The following is a 16,906-nucleotide window of genomic DNA, read 5'->3' on the forward strand; positions in this document are numbered from 1 at the left end:
GCCCCCCGCGCGCCCCTACCCCCCTCCCACCCCCCCCCCCAAGCAAACCCCCTCCCCCCCCGCGTCCCCGCACACCCCCCCCCCGCCCACGCATCCGTGCTCGCGGCGTTCTTCGTCACCGGGCCTCGGTCGGTGCCGGCCAAGCGGTGGCGTCCGCGCCGTCGGCCCTGAAGCGCTGCTTCGTTCCGCGTGCTGCTGGAGACGCACGGCGCTGGACCCGACCCGCTCACCGGCTCGCCGGTGGACGAATGAGGTCGACGTCGACCTCGACCTCTGCGTCACCTGCACCTCGACGCAGGACAGACGGTTTGTCCCTCCGTGTCGGTATGGCGGGGCCGTGTGCGGTTGGTCAGGCGGCCCGAACGCGGAGAGTCGCGTGACGAGGCAGTCGGCGGCCTCAGTGCTGGTGCGGGATGCACCAGCACTGAGCCGAGGCACTCCGGAAGCGCTCAGGAGCTGTTCAGGAAGGGGGTCCGTCACTCGCCGTTCGGTTCCTCGGCGCCGAGGCAGGCGAGGACCGCCCGGGCCCGGGGGTTGGTGTCGTCATCGGTGGCGAGGCCGAGCTTGGCGAAGATCATGGTCGTGTACTTGCTGATGGCGCCCTCGCTCAGGAACAGCCGGGCGCGCCGCCGTCGACGCGACCTTCACCTGACCGTGTTCGGCTGCAGAGGCTGGTGGTGGGCGGCCCGCAGCCCGCTTTCGGCAAAGTCCCAGAGGAGTCCCAGAGATGCCGCCGCACCCTGGTCTGGTCCGCTAAGTAGCAGTCCGGACAGGGTGCGGCGGCATCTGTGCATCAGATGTCCCGGAACGTCTCGATCTGCGCGCCGACCGAGTTCAGGCGTTCGGCCAGTTCCTCGTAGCCGCGGTTGATCACGTAGACGTTGCGCAGGACCGAGGTGCCCTCGGCGGCCATCATCGCGAGCAGGACGACCACGGCGGGGCGCAGGGCGGGCGGGCACATCATCTCGGAGGCGCGCCAGCGGGTCGGGCCCTCGACCAGGACGCGGTGCGGGTCGAGCAACTGGAGCCTGCCGCCGAGGCGGTTGAGGTCGGTGAGATAGACCGCGCGGTTGTCGTAGACCCAGTCGTGGATCAGGGTCTTGCCCTGGGCGACGGCTGCGATGGCCGCGAAGAAGGGCACGTTGTCGATGTTGAGGCCGGGGAACGGCATCGGGTGGATCTTGTCGATCGGCGCCTCCAGCTTGGAGGGGCGCACCGTGAGGTCGGTGAGCCGGGTGCGGCCGTTGTCCGCGACGTACTCGGCGGAGCGGTCGTGGTCCAGGCCCATCTCCTCCAGGACCGCCAGCTCGATCTCCAGGAACTCGATCGGCACCCGGCGGATCGTCAGTTCCGACTCGGTGACGACGGCCGCGGCCAGCAGGCTCATCGCCTCGACCGGGTCCTCGGAGGGCGAGTAGTCGACGTCGACGTTGATGTCCGGCACCCCGTGCACCGTCAGTGTCGTCGTGCCGATGCCCTCGACCCGTACGCCCAGCGCCTCCAGGAAGAAGCACAGGTCCTGGACCATGTAGTTCGAGGAGGCGTTGCGGATGACGGTCACTCCGTCGTTGCGCGCCGCGGCCAGCAGCGCGTTCTCCGTGACGGTGTCCCCGCGTTCGGTCAGGACGATGGGGCGCTCGGGGGAGACGGCCCGCTCGACCTCGGCGTGGTACAGCCCCTCCGTCGCCGTGATGTCCAGGCCGAAGCGGCGCAGCGCGATCATGTGCGGCTCGATGGTGCGCGTACCGAGGTCGCAGCCGCCCGCGTACGGCAGCTTGAAGTGGTCCATGCGGTGCAGCAGCGGGCCCAGGAACATGATGATGGAGCGGGTGCGGCGCGCCGCGTCCGCGTCGATCGCGGCCATGTCCAGTTCGGCCGGGGGGACCAGCTCCAGGTCCTTGCCGTCGTTGATCCAGCGGGCCTTGACGCCGATGGAGCCGAGGACTTCGAGGAGCCGGTAGACCTCCTCGATCCGGGCGACCCTGCGCAGCGTCGTACGGCCCTTGTTGAGCAGGGAAGCGCACAGCAGCGCCACGCACGCGTTCTTGCTCGTCTTCACGTCGATCGAGCCGGAGAGATGCCGTCCGCCGACCACCCGCAGGTGCATCGGGCCGGAGTAGCCGAGGGAGACGATCTCGCTGTCCAGCGCCTCGCCGATCCGTGCGATCATCTCAAGACTGATGTTCTGATTGCCGCGCTCGATGCGGTTGACGGCGCTCTGGCTCGTTGCCAGCGCCTCGGCGAGCTGCGTTTGTGACCAGCCACGATGCTGACGGGCGTCACGGATGAGCTTGCCGATGCGTACGAGGTAGTCATCTGCCATGACGGCAGGCTATCTCATATATGAGATGACCGCGCTCTCCGGGGTGGGGGTGGCGGTGAGTCCAGTGAAGCGTGTGGGGCGACGGTCCGCGACTCGGCGCCCCGCCGGGGAGCGCTCAGCCGCGGCGGCTCTTGCTGCGGGTGGTCTTGCGCCAGCCGAAGGGGCCGGGCAGGTCCATCGAGGTCGTCCGCCGGCCGGTGCTGCTCGTCGTATGCCTCGGACCCTTGCCGCCGCCCGAAGTCACGGACCACGAGCGGCGGTTGATGTTGAGGCGCAGTCCGGGAAGGACGCGGAAGCTCTTGCGGAAGGTCAGGGCCATGATCGCTCCTCGTCTCCTCCGGGGCCGGGCCCCGGTCTCGTCACCGCGTCGCCGGGCCGCTGCCCGCCGCGCGTCGGCTGCTTACCGTGTTGCCCGAACGGGGGCCGGTATGTCCCGGGCGGGCGCGGCGTGTCGCGGGCGGGGGCCGGTGTTCCCCGAGGCGTCCGTCGCCCGGGATGCCGGCCCCCGCCCGCGAGGTGTCGGCGCCTCCGTGAGGCGCCGCGTCCGCCGCCCCTCACGCGCCGTCGCGCGCCGCCCGGCGTCGCAGCATCAGTGCGGGGACCAGTGAACCGGCCAGGACCAGGCCGGAGTTGACCAGAACGGCGAGGATCACCCCGGACAGCACCCCGCTCGGGCCGCTGTCGCCGAGGGCCGTCGTACGGGCCGTGGCCACCGCGCTCATGACCGGGATGCCGAGGGTGATGCCGATCTGCTGGGTCATCGTGGCGAGCCCGGTCGCGAGCCCCTGCTCCTCGTCCGGCAGGCCCGAGGTCGCGGTGACCATGAAGCCGACGATCGTCAGCATGTTGCCGACGCCGCCGACGAAGGTCGCCACGAGCAGCAGCCACAGCCACGAGGGCGAGGTGCCGAGCAGGATCAGGGAGAGGGTGGCCGCCGCCTGCAGGAGGCCGCCGCCCGCGATGGCGCGCCGGGTCCCGAAGCGTCCGACGACCCGCCCGCCCAGCGTCCCCCCGAGCACGGTGCCCAGGCCCAGCACGCCGAAGGCCAGGCCGGTGGCGAGCGGCGAGTAGCCGAGGACCTCCTGGAGGTAGAGCGTGAGCAGGAAGACCAGTGAGGTCTCCGTCGCGAAGGCCAGCAGTCCGGCCGTGTTGCCCCACACCACGCTGCGTCGCCGCAGGACGCGCACCGGCACCAGCGGATGGGCCGAGCGCCGCTCCAGGTGCCAGAAGCCGACCAGCAGCGCGAGCCCCGCGAACAGGCTGCCGAGCGTCGCCGCGTCCGTCCAGCCGCTCTCGCCGGCCCGGGTCAGCCCGAGGACCAGCAGGAGCAGGCCGCCGGTCACCGTGAGCGCGCCCGGTACGTCGAGCCGCCCGCGTCCGGCCGGTCGCGCGTCCTGGACGACACGAGGGGCGAGGACCAGGACGAGTGCGGCGACCGGGACGTTGACGAAGAAGGCCCACCGCCACGACAGCAGGTCCGTGAGCAGTCCGCCGAGGATCGCCCCGGCGGTGAAACCGGCCGACATCAGAGCCCCGTTGAGCGCGAGGGCTCTCTCCCGCAACGGTCCCTCGCGGAAGGACGTGGTGAGCAGCGCGAGGCCCGCCGGGGTGACGGCCGCCGTGGCGAGCCCCTGGAGGACACGGGCGAGCAGCAGCATGCCGGGGCCGGTCGCGAGGCCGCCGAGCAGTGAGGACGCGCCGAGTACCGCCATCCCGGAGAGAAAGACGCGCTTGCGGCCCAGCAGGTCGGCGACGCGGCCGAACAGCAGCGTGAAGCCGGCGGCCGCGAGCGCGAAGGCGGTGGCGATCCACTGGAGCCGGGCCAGTGGGAAGCCGAGTCCCTCGCCGACGACCGGGAGCGCCACGTTCAGGATCGAGAAGTCCACGGCGATCATGAACTGGGCGCCGAGCAGCAGGACGAGGACGAGCCGCTGGCGCCCCGTCATCCGCGGCGCCCGGTCGCGACGGACCTCGCCGGTGGGGGATTCGTGTACGGAGGTGGACATGGAAGCCCTTCCTGAAGGCTGGGAACGGGAGGCTGAAAGCAGGAGGAGAAGTGGAGGCCGACGGCAGGACGTGCCGGAGGCGGACGCATTAACGGGCTCAGGGTTCCGTTAAGGTGAGGTAACCGTAGCAGCATCAAGGCTCGTAATGGAACTGGAGACCCGTTATGCCGATCGAAGAGCGCGCGTCCGCCGGTGCCGAGGGGGCGGGGGGCGACCGGGGCTCCGCGCCCGCGCACCGTGACGGACCGGACTCCGCGCGCCCCGAGGAGCCGGGAACCGTCCGCCCCGGTGGCCGGACGGCCCGGGTGCGGGCCGCCGTCCTGGAGGCCGCCGGGGACGCCCTCGCCGAGCACGGTTTCGACGGGCTCGACCTCGCGGAGGTCGCCCGCCGTGCCGAGGTCGGCAAGACGACCGTCTACCGCCGCTGGTCGAGCCCGACCGGGCTCATCGCCGACCTCCTGGCGGACATGGCCGAACAGTCCCTGCCGCGCAGCGACACCGGCTCCCTGGAGGGCGATCTGCTCGCGAACGCGCGCCTGGTCGTCAGGACCCTCTCCGACCGGCGTCAAGGCCCCCTGTTCCAGGCCGTGATCGCCGCCGCCACCTGCGACCCGCGCACCGCGCAGGCGCTGCACCGCTTCTACGCCACGCGCGTCGCCGAGTGGGCCCCGTGCGTCCTGGCGGCACGTGAGCGCGGCGAGGTCCCGGCCGGTACCGACGCGGCCGAGGTGATCAGGGCCGTCTCCGCGCCGCTCTACTACCGGTTGCTCACCACCGGCGACCCGCTCGACGAGGCCGCGGCCGTCCGTGCCGCGCGCTCCGTCGCCCTCGCCGCGCGCTCCGGGGTCTTCGTACCGGCCGACGTCCAGCCGCCCGGAGGAATGTAACTACTGGTATGTACAGTAGGTCTCATGAACACGGCGGACCGCCTGATCGAGAGCACCCGCGCCCTGTTGTGGGAACGCGGCTACGTCGGCACCAGCCCGAAGGCCATCCTGGAGCGGGCCGGTGCGGGCCAGGGCAGCATGTACCACCACTTCAGCGGCAAACGTGACCTCGCGCTGGCCGCCGTACGCCGCACCGCGCAGGAGATGCGGGAATCCGCCGAGGAGAGGTTCCGCTCTCCCGGCACGGGCCTGGAGCGGGTCACCGCCTATCTCCTGCGCGAGCGCGAGGTGTTGAAGGGCTGCCCCGTGGGTGGCCTCACACAGGACCCGGACCTCATGGCCGACCCGGAACTGCGCGCCCCCGTCGACGAGACCTTCGCGTGGCTGCGCGAGCGGATCGCCTCGCTCCTGTCCGAGGCCCGGGAGGACGGCGCGCTCGACTCCGCCCTCGACCCGGCCGACACGGCGGCTGCCGTCGTCGCCGTCCTCCAGGGCGGTTACGTCCTGGCCAGGGCGGCGGACTCGGCCGAGCCGTTCCACCGCGCCGTGGGCGGCGTCCTGGCGCTGCTCGGCGCCCGCGCGACGCACTGAATCCGCCCCGCCCCCGTACGATCCGCACCGCCCGCCCCGCGCGCACGCGCCGAAAGGAATCCGATGTACGCGACGCAGTACGAGGTCACGCTCCCCGCCGACTACGACATGGGGATCATCCGCGAGCGCGTCGCCGCCGGGGGAGCGGTCCTCGACACCCGCGCGGGCCTCGGCCTCAAGGCGTACGTCATCAGGGAGTGCGGGGTGAACGGCGGGCCGGTCAACGTCTACGCCCCCTTCTACCTGTGGACCGACCCGGGGGCGATGGCCGCGTTCTTCGCCGGGGGCGCCGGATTCCACAACATCGTCCGCGACTTCGGGCGGCCGCCCGTCCTCCAGGCGACCGGACTGGCCTGCGTCGCCGGACCCGGACGGACCGGGGCGCCGCGCTCCGCGAGTCGCACCGTGACCGCGCTGCCCCGCGAGGCGGAGGGCGGACTGGAGAGCCGTACCGAGCGGGCACTCGCGGCGACCGCGGAACTGGCCGGGCGGCCCGGCGTGCACACGGCCGCCCTCGCGCTCGACCTCAGCGGCTGGCGGCTGATCAGCTTCGTCCTGTGGACGGACCCCGTGGCCCCCGAGGAGCCCGGAAGCGAACGGTACGAGGTCCTGCACCTTTCCGCGCCGGGCCTCCCCGGCCTCCCGGACGGCCGTTGCTGGTGAGTCGTGCCCGAAGGCGGCCGCTGTGAAGTCACCTCCGGACGAGCGCAGTTCGTCGTCGCGAGCGGCCAAATCAAGGCGTACTGCGACGGCACGCTCCAGACGACCATCGCCTACACCGGTTCGGGCAACTACTTCAAGGCCGGCGCCTACACACAGGCCAACTGCTCCAACTCCGCGCCGTGCGCGGACGGCAACTACGGAGAGGTGCGCGTCTCCGGGCTGTCGGTGAGCCACTCGTAGGCCGGTCCGGGGCCTCGCCCTCCCGTACCCGGGTACGGGAGGGCGACGCCCCGGCCGCGCCCGTCCGGGGCCTCGCGGACCGGCCCGCCGGGAAAGCCGTTGCCCACCCACCGGCCCGGGGGCACGATGCGCGGATGCGCTTCTCCCTCAATGTCCCCAACTTCGGGGACTTCGCCGACGTCCGGAACTTCGTACGACTGGCCGTGACGGCCGAACAGGCGGGCTGGGACGGCCTGTTCGTCTGGGACCATCTCGTGCACGACAAGGAGGCCCGCCGGGGCGTGCCCTTCGCCGACCCGTGGATGCTGCTCACGGCGGCGGCCCTCGCGACGTCCACGCTCCGGCTCGGCACCCTCGTCACGCCCGTGGCCCGCCGCCGTCCGCAGCAGCTCGCCAGGCAGGTGGCCACGCTCGACGTCCTGAGCGGCGGCCGGGTCGTGCTCGGCGCGGGTCTGGGCGGACCGCTGGAGGACGAGTACGGCAGCTTCGGCGAGTCCACCGACCCGGTCGTCCTCGCCGGGATGCTGGACGAGGGCCTCGACCTGCTGGGCCGGTACTGGTCCGGGGAGCGCGTCGACCACGAGGGGCGCCACTACGTGGTCAAGGACGTGACCCTGCTGCCGGCCACCGTCCAGCGCCCCCGCCCGCCCGTGTGGATCGGCGGTTTCTGGCCGCGGCGGGCCCCGATGCGGCGGGCCGCTCGCTGGGACGGCGCAGTGCCCCTCTTCGAATCGGCCCGGCACGGGGTGGTCCCGGACCTGGCCGAGGTCCGCGAACTCGTCGCCTACCTGCACCGGCACCGCGAGGCGCCCGCCTCCGCCCCCTTCGACCTGGTACTGGGCGGGGCGAGCCCCGGCGAGGACCCGGCCGCCGCGCGCGACCTGATCGGCCCGCTCGCCGATCTGGGCGCCACCTGGTGGGACGAACGGCAGCTCCAGACCGGCGCGGGCCTCGACCGCCTCGCCCCGGTCCTGCGCCGCGCGGAAGCGGGGCCGCCCACCCTCTGAGCGGCCGCGAAACCCACCGCGACACGTCGCCGACCGGCATGGACCGGCAGGCGCGGGACCCCGGGCCACGCCCCGCCCCCGGTGCGTCGCGGGGCGTTCGGGGGCGGGCCGGGGCATGACCGGGCGCGCCGGGTGTACTAGAGTTATCTCGACATCGAGATATCTGCCGAGGCGCACCGCGGCCGCCCACCGGTAAGGGTTCCCTAACTAAGCCTTACCTTAGCTGACGGAGCGGGTGATGTGGCGGCAGCATTGCTGGTAGTACGCGCACCAAAATGAAGGAGACTGTCGTGTCGGCGAACAGCTTCGACGCCCGCAGCACGCTGCGCGTGGGCGACGAGTCGTATGAGATCTTCAGGCTGGACAAGGTCGAGGGCTCTGCTCGCCTTCCCTACAGCCTCAAGGTGCTGCTGGAGAATCTGCTCCGCACCGAGGACGGCGCGAACATCACCGCCGACCACATCCGGTCCGTCGGCGACTGGGACTCCCAGGCGCAGCCGAGCCAGGAGATCCAGTTCACCCCCGCCCGCGTGATCATGCAGGACTTCACCGGCGTCCCCTGCGTCGTGGACCTCGCCACCATGCGTGAGGCCGTGAAGGAGCTGGGCGGCGACCCGGCGAAGATCAACCCGCTGGCCCCCGCCGAACTGGTCATCGACCACTCGGTCATCGCCGACAAGTTCGGCACCAACGACGCCTTCGCGCAGAACGTCGAGCTGGAGTACGGCCGCAACCGCGAGCGTTACCAGTTCCTGCGCTGGGGCCAGACCGCCTTCGACGAGTTCAAGGTCGTCCCCCCGGGCACCGGCATCGTCCACCAGGTCAACATCGAGCACCTCGCGCGTACCGTCATGGTCCGCGGTGGCCAGGCGTACCCCGACACCCTCGTCGGCACCGACTCGCACACCACCATGGTCAACGGCCTCGGTGTGCTCGGCTGGGGCGTCGGCGGCATCGAGGCCGAGGCCGCGATGCTGGGCCAGCCGGTCTCGATGCTCATCCCGCGCGTCGTCGGCTTCAAGCTGACCGGTGAGCTGAAGCCCGGCACGACCGCCACCGACCTGGTCCTCACGATCACCGAGATGCTGCGCAAGCACGGCGTCGTCGGCAAGTTCGTCGAGTTCTACGGTGAGGGCGTCGCCGCCACCTCGCTGGCCAACCGCGCCACCATCGGCAACATGTCGCCCGAGTTCGGCTCCACCGCCGCGATCTTCCCGATCGACGAGGAGACCCTCAACTACCTGCGCCTGACGGGCCGCGACGCCCAGCAGGTCGCGCTGGTCGAGGCGTACGCCAAGGAGCAGGGTCTGTGGCTGGACCCGGCCGCCGAGCCCGACTTCTCCGAGAAGCTGGAGCTCGACCTCTCCACGGTCGTCCCCTCCATCGCCGGCCCCAAGCGCCCGCAGGACCGCATCATCCTGGCCGAGGCCAAGGAGAAGTTCGCCACCGACGTACGCAACTACGTCTCCGAGGTGGGCATCGACGAGGCGGGCGAGGAGTCCTTCCCGGCCTCCGACTCCCCGGCCGTCCACAACGGCGTGCCGACCAAGCCGACCCTGGTCACCGCCGAGGACGGCTCGACGTACGAGATCGACCACGGCGCGGTCACCGTCGCCGCGATCACCTCGTGCACCAACACCTCCAACCCCTACGTCATGGTCGCCGCGGCGCTCGTGGCGAAGAAGGCCGTCGAGAAGGGCCTGACCCGCAAGCCCTGGGTCAAGACCACCCTCGCCCCCGGTTCCAAGGTCGTCACCGACTACTTCGACAAGGCGGGGCTGACCCCCTACCTCGACAAGGTCGGCTTCAACCTGGTCGGTTACGGCTGCACCACCTGCATCGGCAACTCGGGCCCGCTGCCCGAGGAGGTCTCGAAGGCGGTCAACGAGGCCGACCTCGCGGTGACCTCGGTGCTCTCCGGCAACCGCAACTTCGAGGGCCGGATCAACCCCGACGTCAAGATGAACTACCTGGCCTCCCCGCCGCTGGTCGTCGCGTACGCCATCGCGGGCTCCATGAAGGTGGACATCACCAAGGACGCCCTGGGCATCGACCAGGACGGCAAGCCGGTGCACCTCTCCGACATCTGGCCGACCGAGGCCGAGGTCAACGACGTGGTGGCCAACGCCATCGGCGAGGACATGTTCAACAAGTCCTACGCCGACGTCTTCGCGGGCGACGCCCAGTGGCAGGCGCTGCCCATCCCGACGGGCAACACCTTCGAGTGGGACAGCGAGTCCACCTACGTCCGCAAGCCCCCGTACTTCGAGGGCATGGAGATGGAGCCGGCCCCGGTCGAGGACATCACCGGCGCCCGGGTGCTCGCCAAGCTCGGCGACTCGGTCACCACCGACCACATCTCCCCGGCCGGTGCGATCAAGGCCGACACCCCGGCCGGGAAGTACCTCACCGAGCACGGTGTCGAGCGTCGTGACTTCAACTCCTACGGCTCCCGCCGAGGCAACCACGAGGTCATGATCCGCGGCACCTTCGCCAACATCCGCCTGCGCAACCAGATCGCGCCGGGCACCGAGGGCGGCTACACGCGCGACTTCACGAAGGAGGACGCCCCCGTCTCCTTCATCTACGACGCCTCGCGCAACTACATCGACCAGGGCACCCCGCTGGTCGTCCTCGCGGGCAAGGAGTACGGTTCCGGCTCCTCGCGCGACTGGGCCGCCAAGGGCACCGCGCTGCTCGGCGTCAAGGCCGTCATCGCCGAGTCCTACGAGCGCATCCACCGCTCCAACCTCATCGGCATGGGCGTCCTCCCGCTCCAGTTCCCCGAGGGCGCGAGCGCCGAGGCCCTCGGCCTGACCGGCGAGGAGGCCTTCTCCTTCACCGGCGTGACCGAGCTGAACAACGGCACCACCCCGCGCACCGTCAAGGTCACCACCGACACGGGCGTCGAGTTCGACGCGGTCGTCCGCATCGACACCCCCGGCGAGGCGGACTACTACCGCAACGGCGGCATCATGCAGTACGTGCTGCGCTCCCTGATCCGCAAGTAGGCGGACCGGTCCCGTCCGCGCCACGCGGCCCGGGCGGGACCGCTGCACGGACGCACCACACCCAGGGCCCCCTTCCGTACGTGGAAGGGGGCCCTGCGCGCTGTCAGCGGCCTACGGGAACGTACGGGAGACCGGCGGGCTCGGCCCCGGGCGCCGGCGACGGCTGCCCGGAGCCGTTCCCTCTCGGAGTACCCGCTACGGCGAACAGCCGCCAGCCGCCAGCCGCCAGCCGCCAGCCGCCAGCCGCCAGCCGCCAGCCGCCAGCCGCCAGCCGCCAGCCGCCAGCCGCCAGCCGCCCGCCGCCCACCTCCGGCCGACTCCTACTCCGCCGACGAGGGCAGGATCTGCGCGATCTCCCACACGTTCCCCGCCGGGTCGGCGAACGCCGCCGTGCGGCGCCCCCAGGGCCGGTCGACCGGCCCGTTGAGCAGCGGCACGCCGTGCCGCTCCAGCTCCGCGCACACCGCGTCCGCGTCCTGCACCGCGAAGGTGAACAGGGCCCGGGCCCCCGTGCCGGGCCCGGCGACCCCGACCGGCCGTACCAGGGTGTCCGCCTCGCTCGACCGGAGCAGGTTGATCATCAGGTTCTCGAAGCCGACCACCGCCGAGACCGCGTCCTCGTACACGACGGGCAGCCCGAGGACCGTGCTGTAGAACTCCTTCGCCGCGGGCAGTTCCTCGACGAACAGGGTGATGACCTCGATCTTGTCCAGACCTTTGATCATGTCGTTGTCCCTTTCTTCTGCTGTGCCTGCCCACGATCGCCATACCTCCGGCCGGGCAACGGAGTTCGTCCCGGGCGGGAACAATCTTCTGGGCCGGTATTACGGAAAAGTGGCTCTGTGCTGGGAGCTTGGGGAAAGGAGTCGGGCCCTCCCGTTTCCGTGAGGTCTCAACTAGGGAAAGACTGGCGGCCGATGAGGCTCTCGATCTTGCCCCTGTGACGGGAAGTGGACTATACCTGTCGGCGTCCGCCCGGCCGTGTTCCGCAGCCGGGTCGGCAGGGGGAACGGGGGAGACGGCCGGCGCACGGCGCCGGGCCGGTTCCGTCGCGCCTTCGGCGTACGCGTACGTCCCGTCAAAGCGGTCCCGTACGCGTTCCGCCACACACGACACAGCAGCTTCCAGCACGACCCCAGCTTCACTTCACCGCGGTGCCGGGGAAGGTCCGGTTCACCGCCTGAGTCCTGAAGAAGGCGAGGACTTGAGCATGGGATCTTCCGCAGCGCGCCCCCAAGGTGTCGGCCGGCGTGATCTGATCAAGCGTTCCGCGGCACTCGGCATCGTCGCCGTGCCCACCATGAGTTTCCTGTCGTCCTGCGCGAGCAGCGACAGCGGCTCGGAGGACAAGAAGGTCGACAAGGGGGAGAAGAGCGACAAGAACCCGCTCGGCGTCAACGCGAGCGCCCCCCTCGACTTCGTCCTGTTCGACGGCGGTTTCGGCACCGAGTACGCCGAGGACGCGGTCAAGCTCTACGAGAAGAACCACCCGAAGGCCAAGGTCAAGTTCACCCCGACGCAGAAGATCCAGTCGGAGCTCCAGCCGCGGTTCAACGGCGGCACCCCGCCCGACCTGATCGACAACTCCGGTGCCGAGCAGATGGACATGGGCGTCCTGGTCGGCAAGAAGCAGCTCGCCGACCTCACCGCCCTGCTGGACGCCCCCTCGGCCGACGACCCGAAGAAGAAGGTCCGCGACACCCTGCGGCCCGGCATCGTCGAGATGGGCCAGTACGACGGCGAGGCGTGTTACGTCTTCAACTACGCCTACACGGTGTACGGCGTGTGGTACTCGCAGACCGCCCTGGACAAGCTGGAGGTGGAGTACCCGGAGACCTGGGACGACATGCTCAGCGTCTGCGCCAAGGCGAAGAAGAAGGGCGTCGCCGGCTGGACGTACGCGGGCAAGTACCCGTACTACCTGCCGTTCTCGCTGTTCCCCTTCATCGGCAAGATCGGCGGCCGCGAGGTCCTCGACAAGATCGACAACCTGGAGCCGAACGCCTGGAAGGACCCGGCGGTCAAGGCCGGCTTCGAGGCGTACTACGAGCTGTACAAGAAGGGTTACGTCCTCAAGGGCACGCCCGGCCTCGACCACATCCAGTCGCAGACCGAGTGGACCAAGGGCAAGGCGCTGTTCCTCCCCAACGGCTCCTGGGTGGAGAACGAGGCGGCGAAGACCACGCCCAAGGACTTCCAGATGAAGGTGGCCGCGCCCTCCAGCCTGGACAGCTCCGACAAGCTGCCCTTCGGGACGCTGTGGGCCTCGGGCGGTGAGCCGTTCATCGTGCCGAAGAACGCGAAGAACCCCGACGGCGGCATGGAGCAGCTGCGCCTGATGCTGTCGGAGGCCTCCTCGAAGAACTTCACCACCAAGGTGAAGTCGCTGTCGGCCTACAACGGCGGCACCGACGGACTCGAACTGTCCACCGCCCTCCAGTCCGGGATCGACTCCCTGGCCAAGGCCGGCGACAACGTGCTCAACCCGCGTCTGCAGGACTGGTACGTCGAGCTGAACAAGCAGAAGATCGGCGTCGGCGTGCTCGGCGAGATGATGGCCGGCCGCATGACCCCGGCCGAGGCGATCAAGAAGTGCCAGCAGTACGCCGACGCGGCCGCCAAGGACAGCTCCCTGACGCACTACAAGCACCGCTAGGGGATCGTCCCGTCCGGAGGCCGCCGCCCCGCGAGGGCAGCGGCCTCCGGCTCCCGTCGGCAGCAGCACGGCGCAACCCGCCGCAGATTCGGGGTCGGTAGACACATGCAGCACGGCAAGTACCGGTTCATCGCCGGTTTCCTGATCGTCCCACTGGCGATTTACGCGGTCTTTGTCATATGGCCGTTCATCCAGGCCATCTACTACTCGTTCACCGACTGGACGGGCCTGAGCCCCGAGTTCAAGATGGTGGGCTTCGACAACTACACCAAGATGTTCGACGACGACACCTTCTGGAAGTCGGCGCAGCACAGCATCACGTACGTGCTCCTGCTGCCCGTGGTCGTCCTCGCGATCGCGCTCTTCCTGGCCTTCATGGTCAACGTGGGCGGCCGGCGCCGCAAGGGCGCCGCCATCGCGGGGGTCCGCGGCTCCGCCTTCTACAAGATCGTCTACTTCTTCCCGCAGGTGCTGTCCATCGCGATCGTGGCGCTGCTCTTCCAGTTCGCCTACAACCCCAAGAGCGGGGCGCTCAACTCGGTGCTGCGCGGGATCGGTCTGGGCAGCGTCCAGCCGAACTGGCTCGGGGACCCGAACCTCGCCCTGTGGTGCATCATGGCCGTCCTCGTGTGGACCCAGGTCGGCTTCTTCGTGGTGCTGTTCTCCGCCGGGATGGCCTCCATCCCGAAGGACTACTACGAGGCCGCGCTGCTGGACGGGGCGAGCCGCTTCACCACCTTCTTCCGCATCACCCTGCCGCTGCTGTGGGACACCGTGCAGTCCGGCTGGGTGTACATGGGCATCCTCTCGCTGGGCGCCGAGGCGTTCGCCGTCGTCCAGATCATGTCGGTGGGCCCCGGCGGCCCCGCCGACTCCACCACCGTGCTGCCGCTGCTCGTTTACCAGAAGGCGTTCCGCGACGGGCAGGCGGGCTATGCGACCACCATCGGCGTCGCCCTGCTGATCATCACGCTGATCTTCTCGGCCATCGTGATGCGGCTGGGCCGGCGGGAACGGCTGGAGTTCTGATGAAGACCACTGACACCCCTCCGCCCGCCGACGCGGTCCCCGCCGACAAGGTCCCCGGGCCGCGTGCCCCGCTCACGAAGACCGACGCGGGCGGGCGCCAGGGCAAGTCCGGCGGCGTGCTGAACGTCTTCTCGCACGGCGTCCTGATCATCTGGGCGATCCTCGTCGTGATGCCGCTGCTGTGGGCGGTCATGACCTCCTTCAAGGACGACGGGTCGATCTTCAACTCGCCCTGGTCGCTGCCCAAGAAGCTGCACTTCGAGAACTGGTCGCGCGCCTGGACCCAGGCGCACATGAGCGACTACTTCCTGCACACCGTGATCGTGGTGTTCTTCTCGCTGGTCGGCACCCTGCTCTTCGGCTCGATGTGCGCCTACGTGCTGGCCCGCTTCGAGTTCCCCGGCAACCGGTTCATCTACTTCCTGTTCGTCGGCGGGATGAGCTTCCCGATCATCCTGGCGCTGGTCCCGCTGTTCTTCGTCATGAAGAACCTGGGACTGCTCAACACCACGCACGGGCTGGTCCTGGTCTACATCGCGTACTCGCTGCCGTTCACGGTCTTCTTCCTGACCTCCTTCTTCCGGACGCTGCCCACCTCGGTCGCCGAGGCCGCGCTCATCGACGGGGCCTCGCACACCCGGACCTTCTTCCAGGTCATGCTGCCGATGGCCAGGCCCGGGCTGATCAGCGTCGGGATCTTCAACTTCCTCGGGCAGTGGAACCAGTACCTGTTGCCCACGGTGCTCAACACCGACCCCGACAAGAAGGTGCTCACGCAGGGGCTGGTGGCCCTCGCCACGAGCCAGGGCTACAAGGGCGACTGGTCCGGGCTGTTCGCCGGGCTCGTCATGGCGATGCTCCCGGTGCTCGCGGCGTACATCGTCTTCCAGCGCCAGGTCCAGTCGGGCCTCACCGCGGGGGCGCTCAAGTAGGCCCCGCGGCGACCGCGTTCACCGCGACCGCGACGGCGCCCGGTGCCGCGTCCCGAAAGGACGCGCACCGGGCGCCCTCGCGCGCGGTCCTCGCACGCCCCCCGCCGCCGCCCCCTGACCCGGCGAATCCTCCCGACGCGCACCACATCGCCACATACCCCCTCGGTTTCGGCCTGGGTCAAGGACTTGACTGCGGTAACCCGGACAGCGGAGTTTGGAGTTCACAACTTGTACGTGACCGGGGTCACTCCGGGTGACCGGTCGCGGACGGGCCGTCAGGGCCGTCCGGTTGAGGGCAGGAGTGGATGGGTCAATGGAGACTCCGGGGTCGCAGTCGTCTCTGCACCGGGCCAATCTGGAACGCGTCGTCCGGGCGGTGCGGCTCGCCGGCTCGCTGACGCAGGCGGAGATCGCGAGGACGACCGGCCTGTCCGCCGCCACCGTCTCCAACATCGTCCGCGAACTGCGCGAGGGCGGCACCGTCGAGGTGACGCCGACCTCGGCGGGCGGCCGGCGCGCGCGCAGCGTCTCGCTCAGCGGTGACGCGGGCATCGTGATCGGCGTCGACTTCGGGCACACGCATCTGCGGGTCGCCCTCGGCAACCTCGCCCACCAGGTGCTCGCGGAGGAGTCCGAGCCGCTGGACGTGGACGCCTCGGCCGCCCAGGGCCTGGACCGGGCCGAAGAGGTCGTCTCCCGGCTGGTGGCCAGGAGCGGGGTCGACGCCTCCAAGATCGCGGGCGTGGGGCTCGGCGTGCCGGGGCCGATCGACGTGGAGAGCGGGACCCTCGGCTCCACCGCCATACTGCCCGGCTGGACGGGCACCCGTCCCGCGCAGGAGCTGAGCGGGCGGCTCGGCGTCCCCGTGCACGTCGACAACGACGCCAACCTCGGGGCGCTCGGGGAACTCGTGTGGGGCGCCGGCCGCGGCGTCAGGGACCTCGCGTACATCAAGGTCGCCAGCGGTGTCGGCGCCGGGCTGGTGATCGACGGGCGGATCTACCGGGGCCCGGGCGGCACCGCGGGCGAGATCGGGCACATCACCCTCGACGAGTCCGGGCCGGTGTGCCGCTGCGGCAACCGCGGCTGCCTGGAGACCTTCACGGCCGCCCGGTACGTCCTGCCGCTGCTGCACTCCAGCCACGGCGCCGATCTCACCCTGGAGCGGATGGTGCGTCTGGCGCGGGAGGGGGATCCCGGCTGCCGCCGCGTCGTGGGCGACGTGGGCCGGCACATCGGCAGCGGGGTGGCCAATCTCTGCAATCTCCTCAACCCCCGCCGGGTCGTCCTCGGCGGCGACCTCGCGGAGGCCGGGGAGCTGGTCCTGGGGCCCATCAGGGAGTCCGTGGGGCGCTACGCGATCCCCAGCGCCGGGCGGCAGTTGCGGGTCCTTCCCGGGGCCCTGGGGGGCCGCGCGGAGGTCCTGGGCGCCCTCGCCCTCGCCCTGAGTGAAATGGGCGATTCGACCCTTTTGGATGGGTCCGTGAAGTCCTCTACACCTGCCTTCACTTAGAGAACGCATGACACCGTTGCCATCTCGTTAAGTATTTACTCCTTGACG

The 16,906-nt window shown here is 70.4% G+C and carries 14 protein-coding genes; 10 read left to right on the forward strand and 4 right to left on the reverse strand.

The window, feature by feature from the left end:
• Positions 1 to 793: 793 nt before the first annotated feature.
• From AB0J21_RS15620 to AB0J21_RS15630, 3 genes are all read right to left on the reverse strand, one after another.
• Positions 794 to 2,323: a UDP-N-acetylglucosamine 1-carboxyvinyltransferase gene (locus AB0J21_RS15620; protein WP_363146472.1), complete on the reverse strand. Its 1,530-nt coding sequence runs from the start codon at positions 2,321 to 2,323 to the stop codon at positions 794 to 796.
• 115 nt (positions 2,324 to 2,438) lie between these two features.
• On the reverse strand, positions 2,439 to 2,642 hold the full coding sequence (locus AB0J21_RS15625) for a DUF4236 domain-containing protein (RefSeq protein ID WP_363146473.1): 204 nt from the start codon (positions 2,640 to 2,642) through the stop codon (positions 2,439 to 2,441).
• A gap of 235 nt (positions 2,643 to 2,877) precedes the next feature.
• A complete protein-coding gene (locus AB0J21_RS15630; protein WP_363146474.1) occupies positions 2,878 to 4,329 on the reverse strand; it encodes an MFS transporter in 1,452 nt (483 codons plus the stop codon).
• A gap of 164 nt (positions 4,330 to 4,493) precedes the next feature.
• Here AB0J21_RS15630 and AB0J21_RS15635 point away from each other — a divergent pair, with 164 nt between their 5' ends.
• The 6 genes from AB0J21_RS15635 (at position 4,494) to acnA (ending at position 10,728) form a co-directional block, all read left to right on the forward strand.
• Positions 4,494 to 5,216 carry a TetR/AcrR family transcriptional regulator gene (locus tag AB0J21_RS15635; RefSeq protein ID WP_363146475.1) on the forward strand — a complete coding sequence of 241 codons (723 nt, stop codon included), beginning with the start codon at positions 4,494 to 4,496 and terminating at the stop codon, positions 5,214 to 5,216.
• A 24-nt stretch (positions 5,217 to 5,240) separates the two neighbouring features.
• A complete protein-coding gene (locus AB0J21_RS15640) occupies positions 5,241 to 5,807 on the forward strand; it encodes a TetR/AcrR family transcriptional regulator (RefSeq protein WP_363146476.1) in 567 nt (188 codons plus the stop codon).
• Between the two features lie 63 nt (positions 5,808 to 5,870).
• The gene (locus tag AB0J21_RS15645; protein WP_363146477.1) at positions 5,871 to 6,470 is read left to right on the forward strand and encodes a DUF4865 family protein; all 600 of its coding nucleotides are present in this window, start codon (positions 5,871 to 5,873) and stop codon (positions 6,468 to 6,470) included.
• A gap of 3 nt (positions 6,471 to 6,473) precedes the next feature.
• On the forward strand, positions 6,474 to 6,710 hold the full coding sequence (locus tag AB0J21_RS15650; protein WP_363146478.1) for a polysaccharide lyase family 7 protein: 237 nt from the start codon (positions 6,474 to 6,476) through the stop codon (positions 6,708 to 6,710).
• A gap of 134 nt (positions 6,711 to 6,844) precedes the next feature.
• Positions 6,845 to 7,717 carry an LLM class flavin-dependent oxidoreductase gene (locus AB0J21_RS15655; protein WP_363146479.1) on the forward strand — a complete coding sequence of 291 codons (873 nt, stop codon included), beginning with the start codon at positions 6,845 to 6,847 and terminating at the stop codon, positions 7,715 to 7,717.
• 290 nt (positions 7,718 to 8,007) lie between these two features.
• On the forward strand, positions 8,008 to 10,728 hold the full coding sequence (gene acnA, locus AB0J21_RS15660) for an aconitate hydratase AcnA (protein ID WP_363146480.1): 2,721 nt from the start codon (positions 8,008 to 8,010) through the stop codon (positions 10,726 to 10,728).
• 320 nt (positions 10,729 to 11,048) lie between these two features.
• On the opposite strand, the gene AB0J21_RS15665 is transcribed toward acnA, so the two are convergent.
• Entirely contained in the window at positions 11,049 to 11,453 is a 405-nt protein-coding gene (locus AB0J21_RS15665; protein ID WP_363146481.1) for a VOC family protein, read from the reverse strand.
• 485 nt (positions 11,454 to 11,938) lie between these two features.
• Between AB0J21_RS15665 and ngcE the strand changes: the two genes are divergently transcribed.
• From ngcE to AB0J21_RS15685, 4 genes are all read left to right on the forward strand, one after another.
• On the forward strand, positions 11,939 to 13,384 hold the full coding sequence (gene ngcE, locus AB0J21_RS15670) for an N-acetylglucosamine/diacetylchitobiose ABC transporter substrate-binding protein (protein ID WP_363146482.1): 1,446 nt from the start codon (positions 11,939 to 11,941) through the stop codon (positions 13,382 to 13,384).
• A gap of 105 nt (positions 13,385 to 13,489) precedes the next feature.
• Complete coding sequence (locus tag AB0J21_RS15675) at positions 13,490 to 14,413, forward strand: sugar ABC transporter permease (RefSeq protein WP_363146483.1); 924 nt, start codon at positions 13,490 to 13,492, stop codon at positions 14,411 to 14,413.
• Entirely contained in the window at positions 14,413 to 15,345 is a 933-nt protein-coding gene (locus AB0J21_RS15680; protein WP_363146484.1) for a carbohydrate ABC transporter permease, read from the forward strand. Before AB0J21_RS15675 ends, AB0J21_RS15680 begins: the two co-directional genes overlap by 1 nt.
• A gap of 313 nt (positions 15,346 to 15,658) precedes the next feature.
• Positions 15,659 to 16,858, forward strand: coding sequence for an ROK family transcriptional regulator (locus AB0J21_RS15685; RefSeq protein ID WP_363146485.1), 1,200 nt, complete (start codon positions 15,659 to 15,661; stop codon positions 16,856 to 16,858).
• Positions 16,859 to 16,906: the final 48 nt, after the last annotated feature.

Source organism: Streptomyces sp. NPDC049954 (assembly GCF_040656295.1).
In the GTDB taxonomy this organism is placed as follows: domain Bacteria; phylum Actinomycetota; class Actinomycetes; order Streptomycetales; family Streptomycetaceae; genus Streptomyces.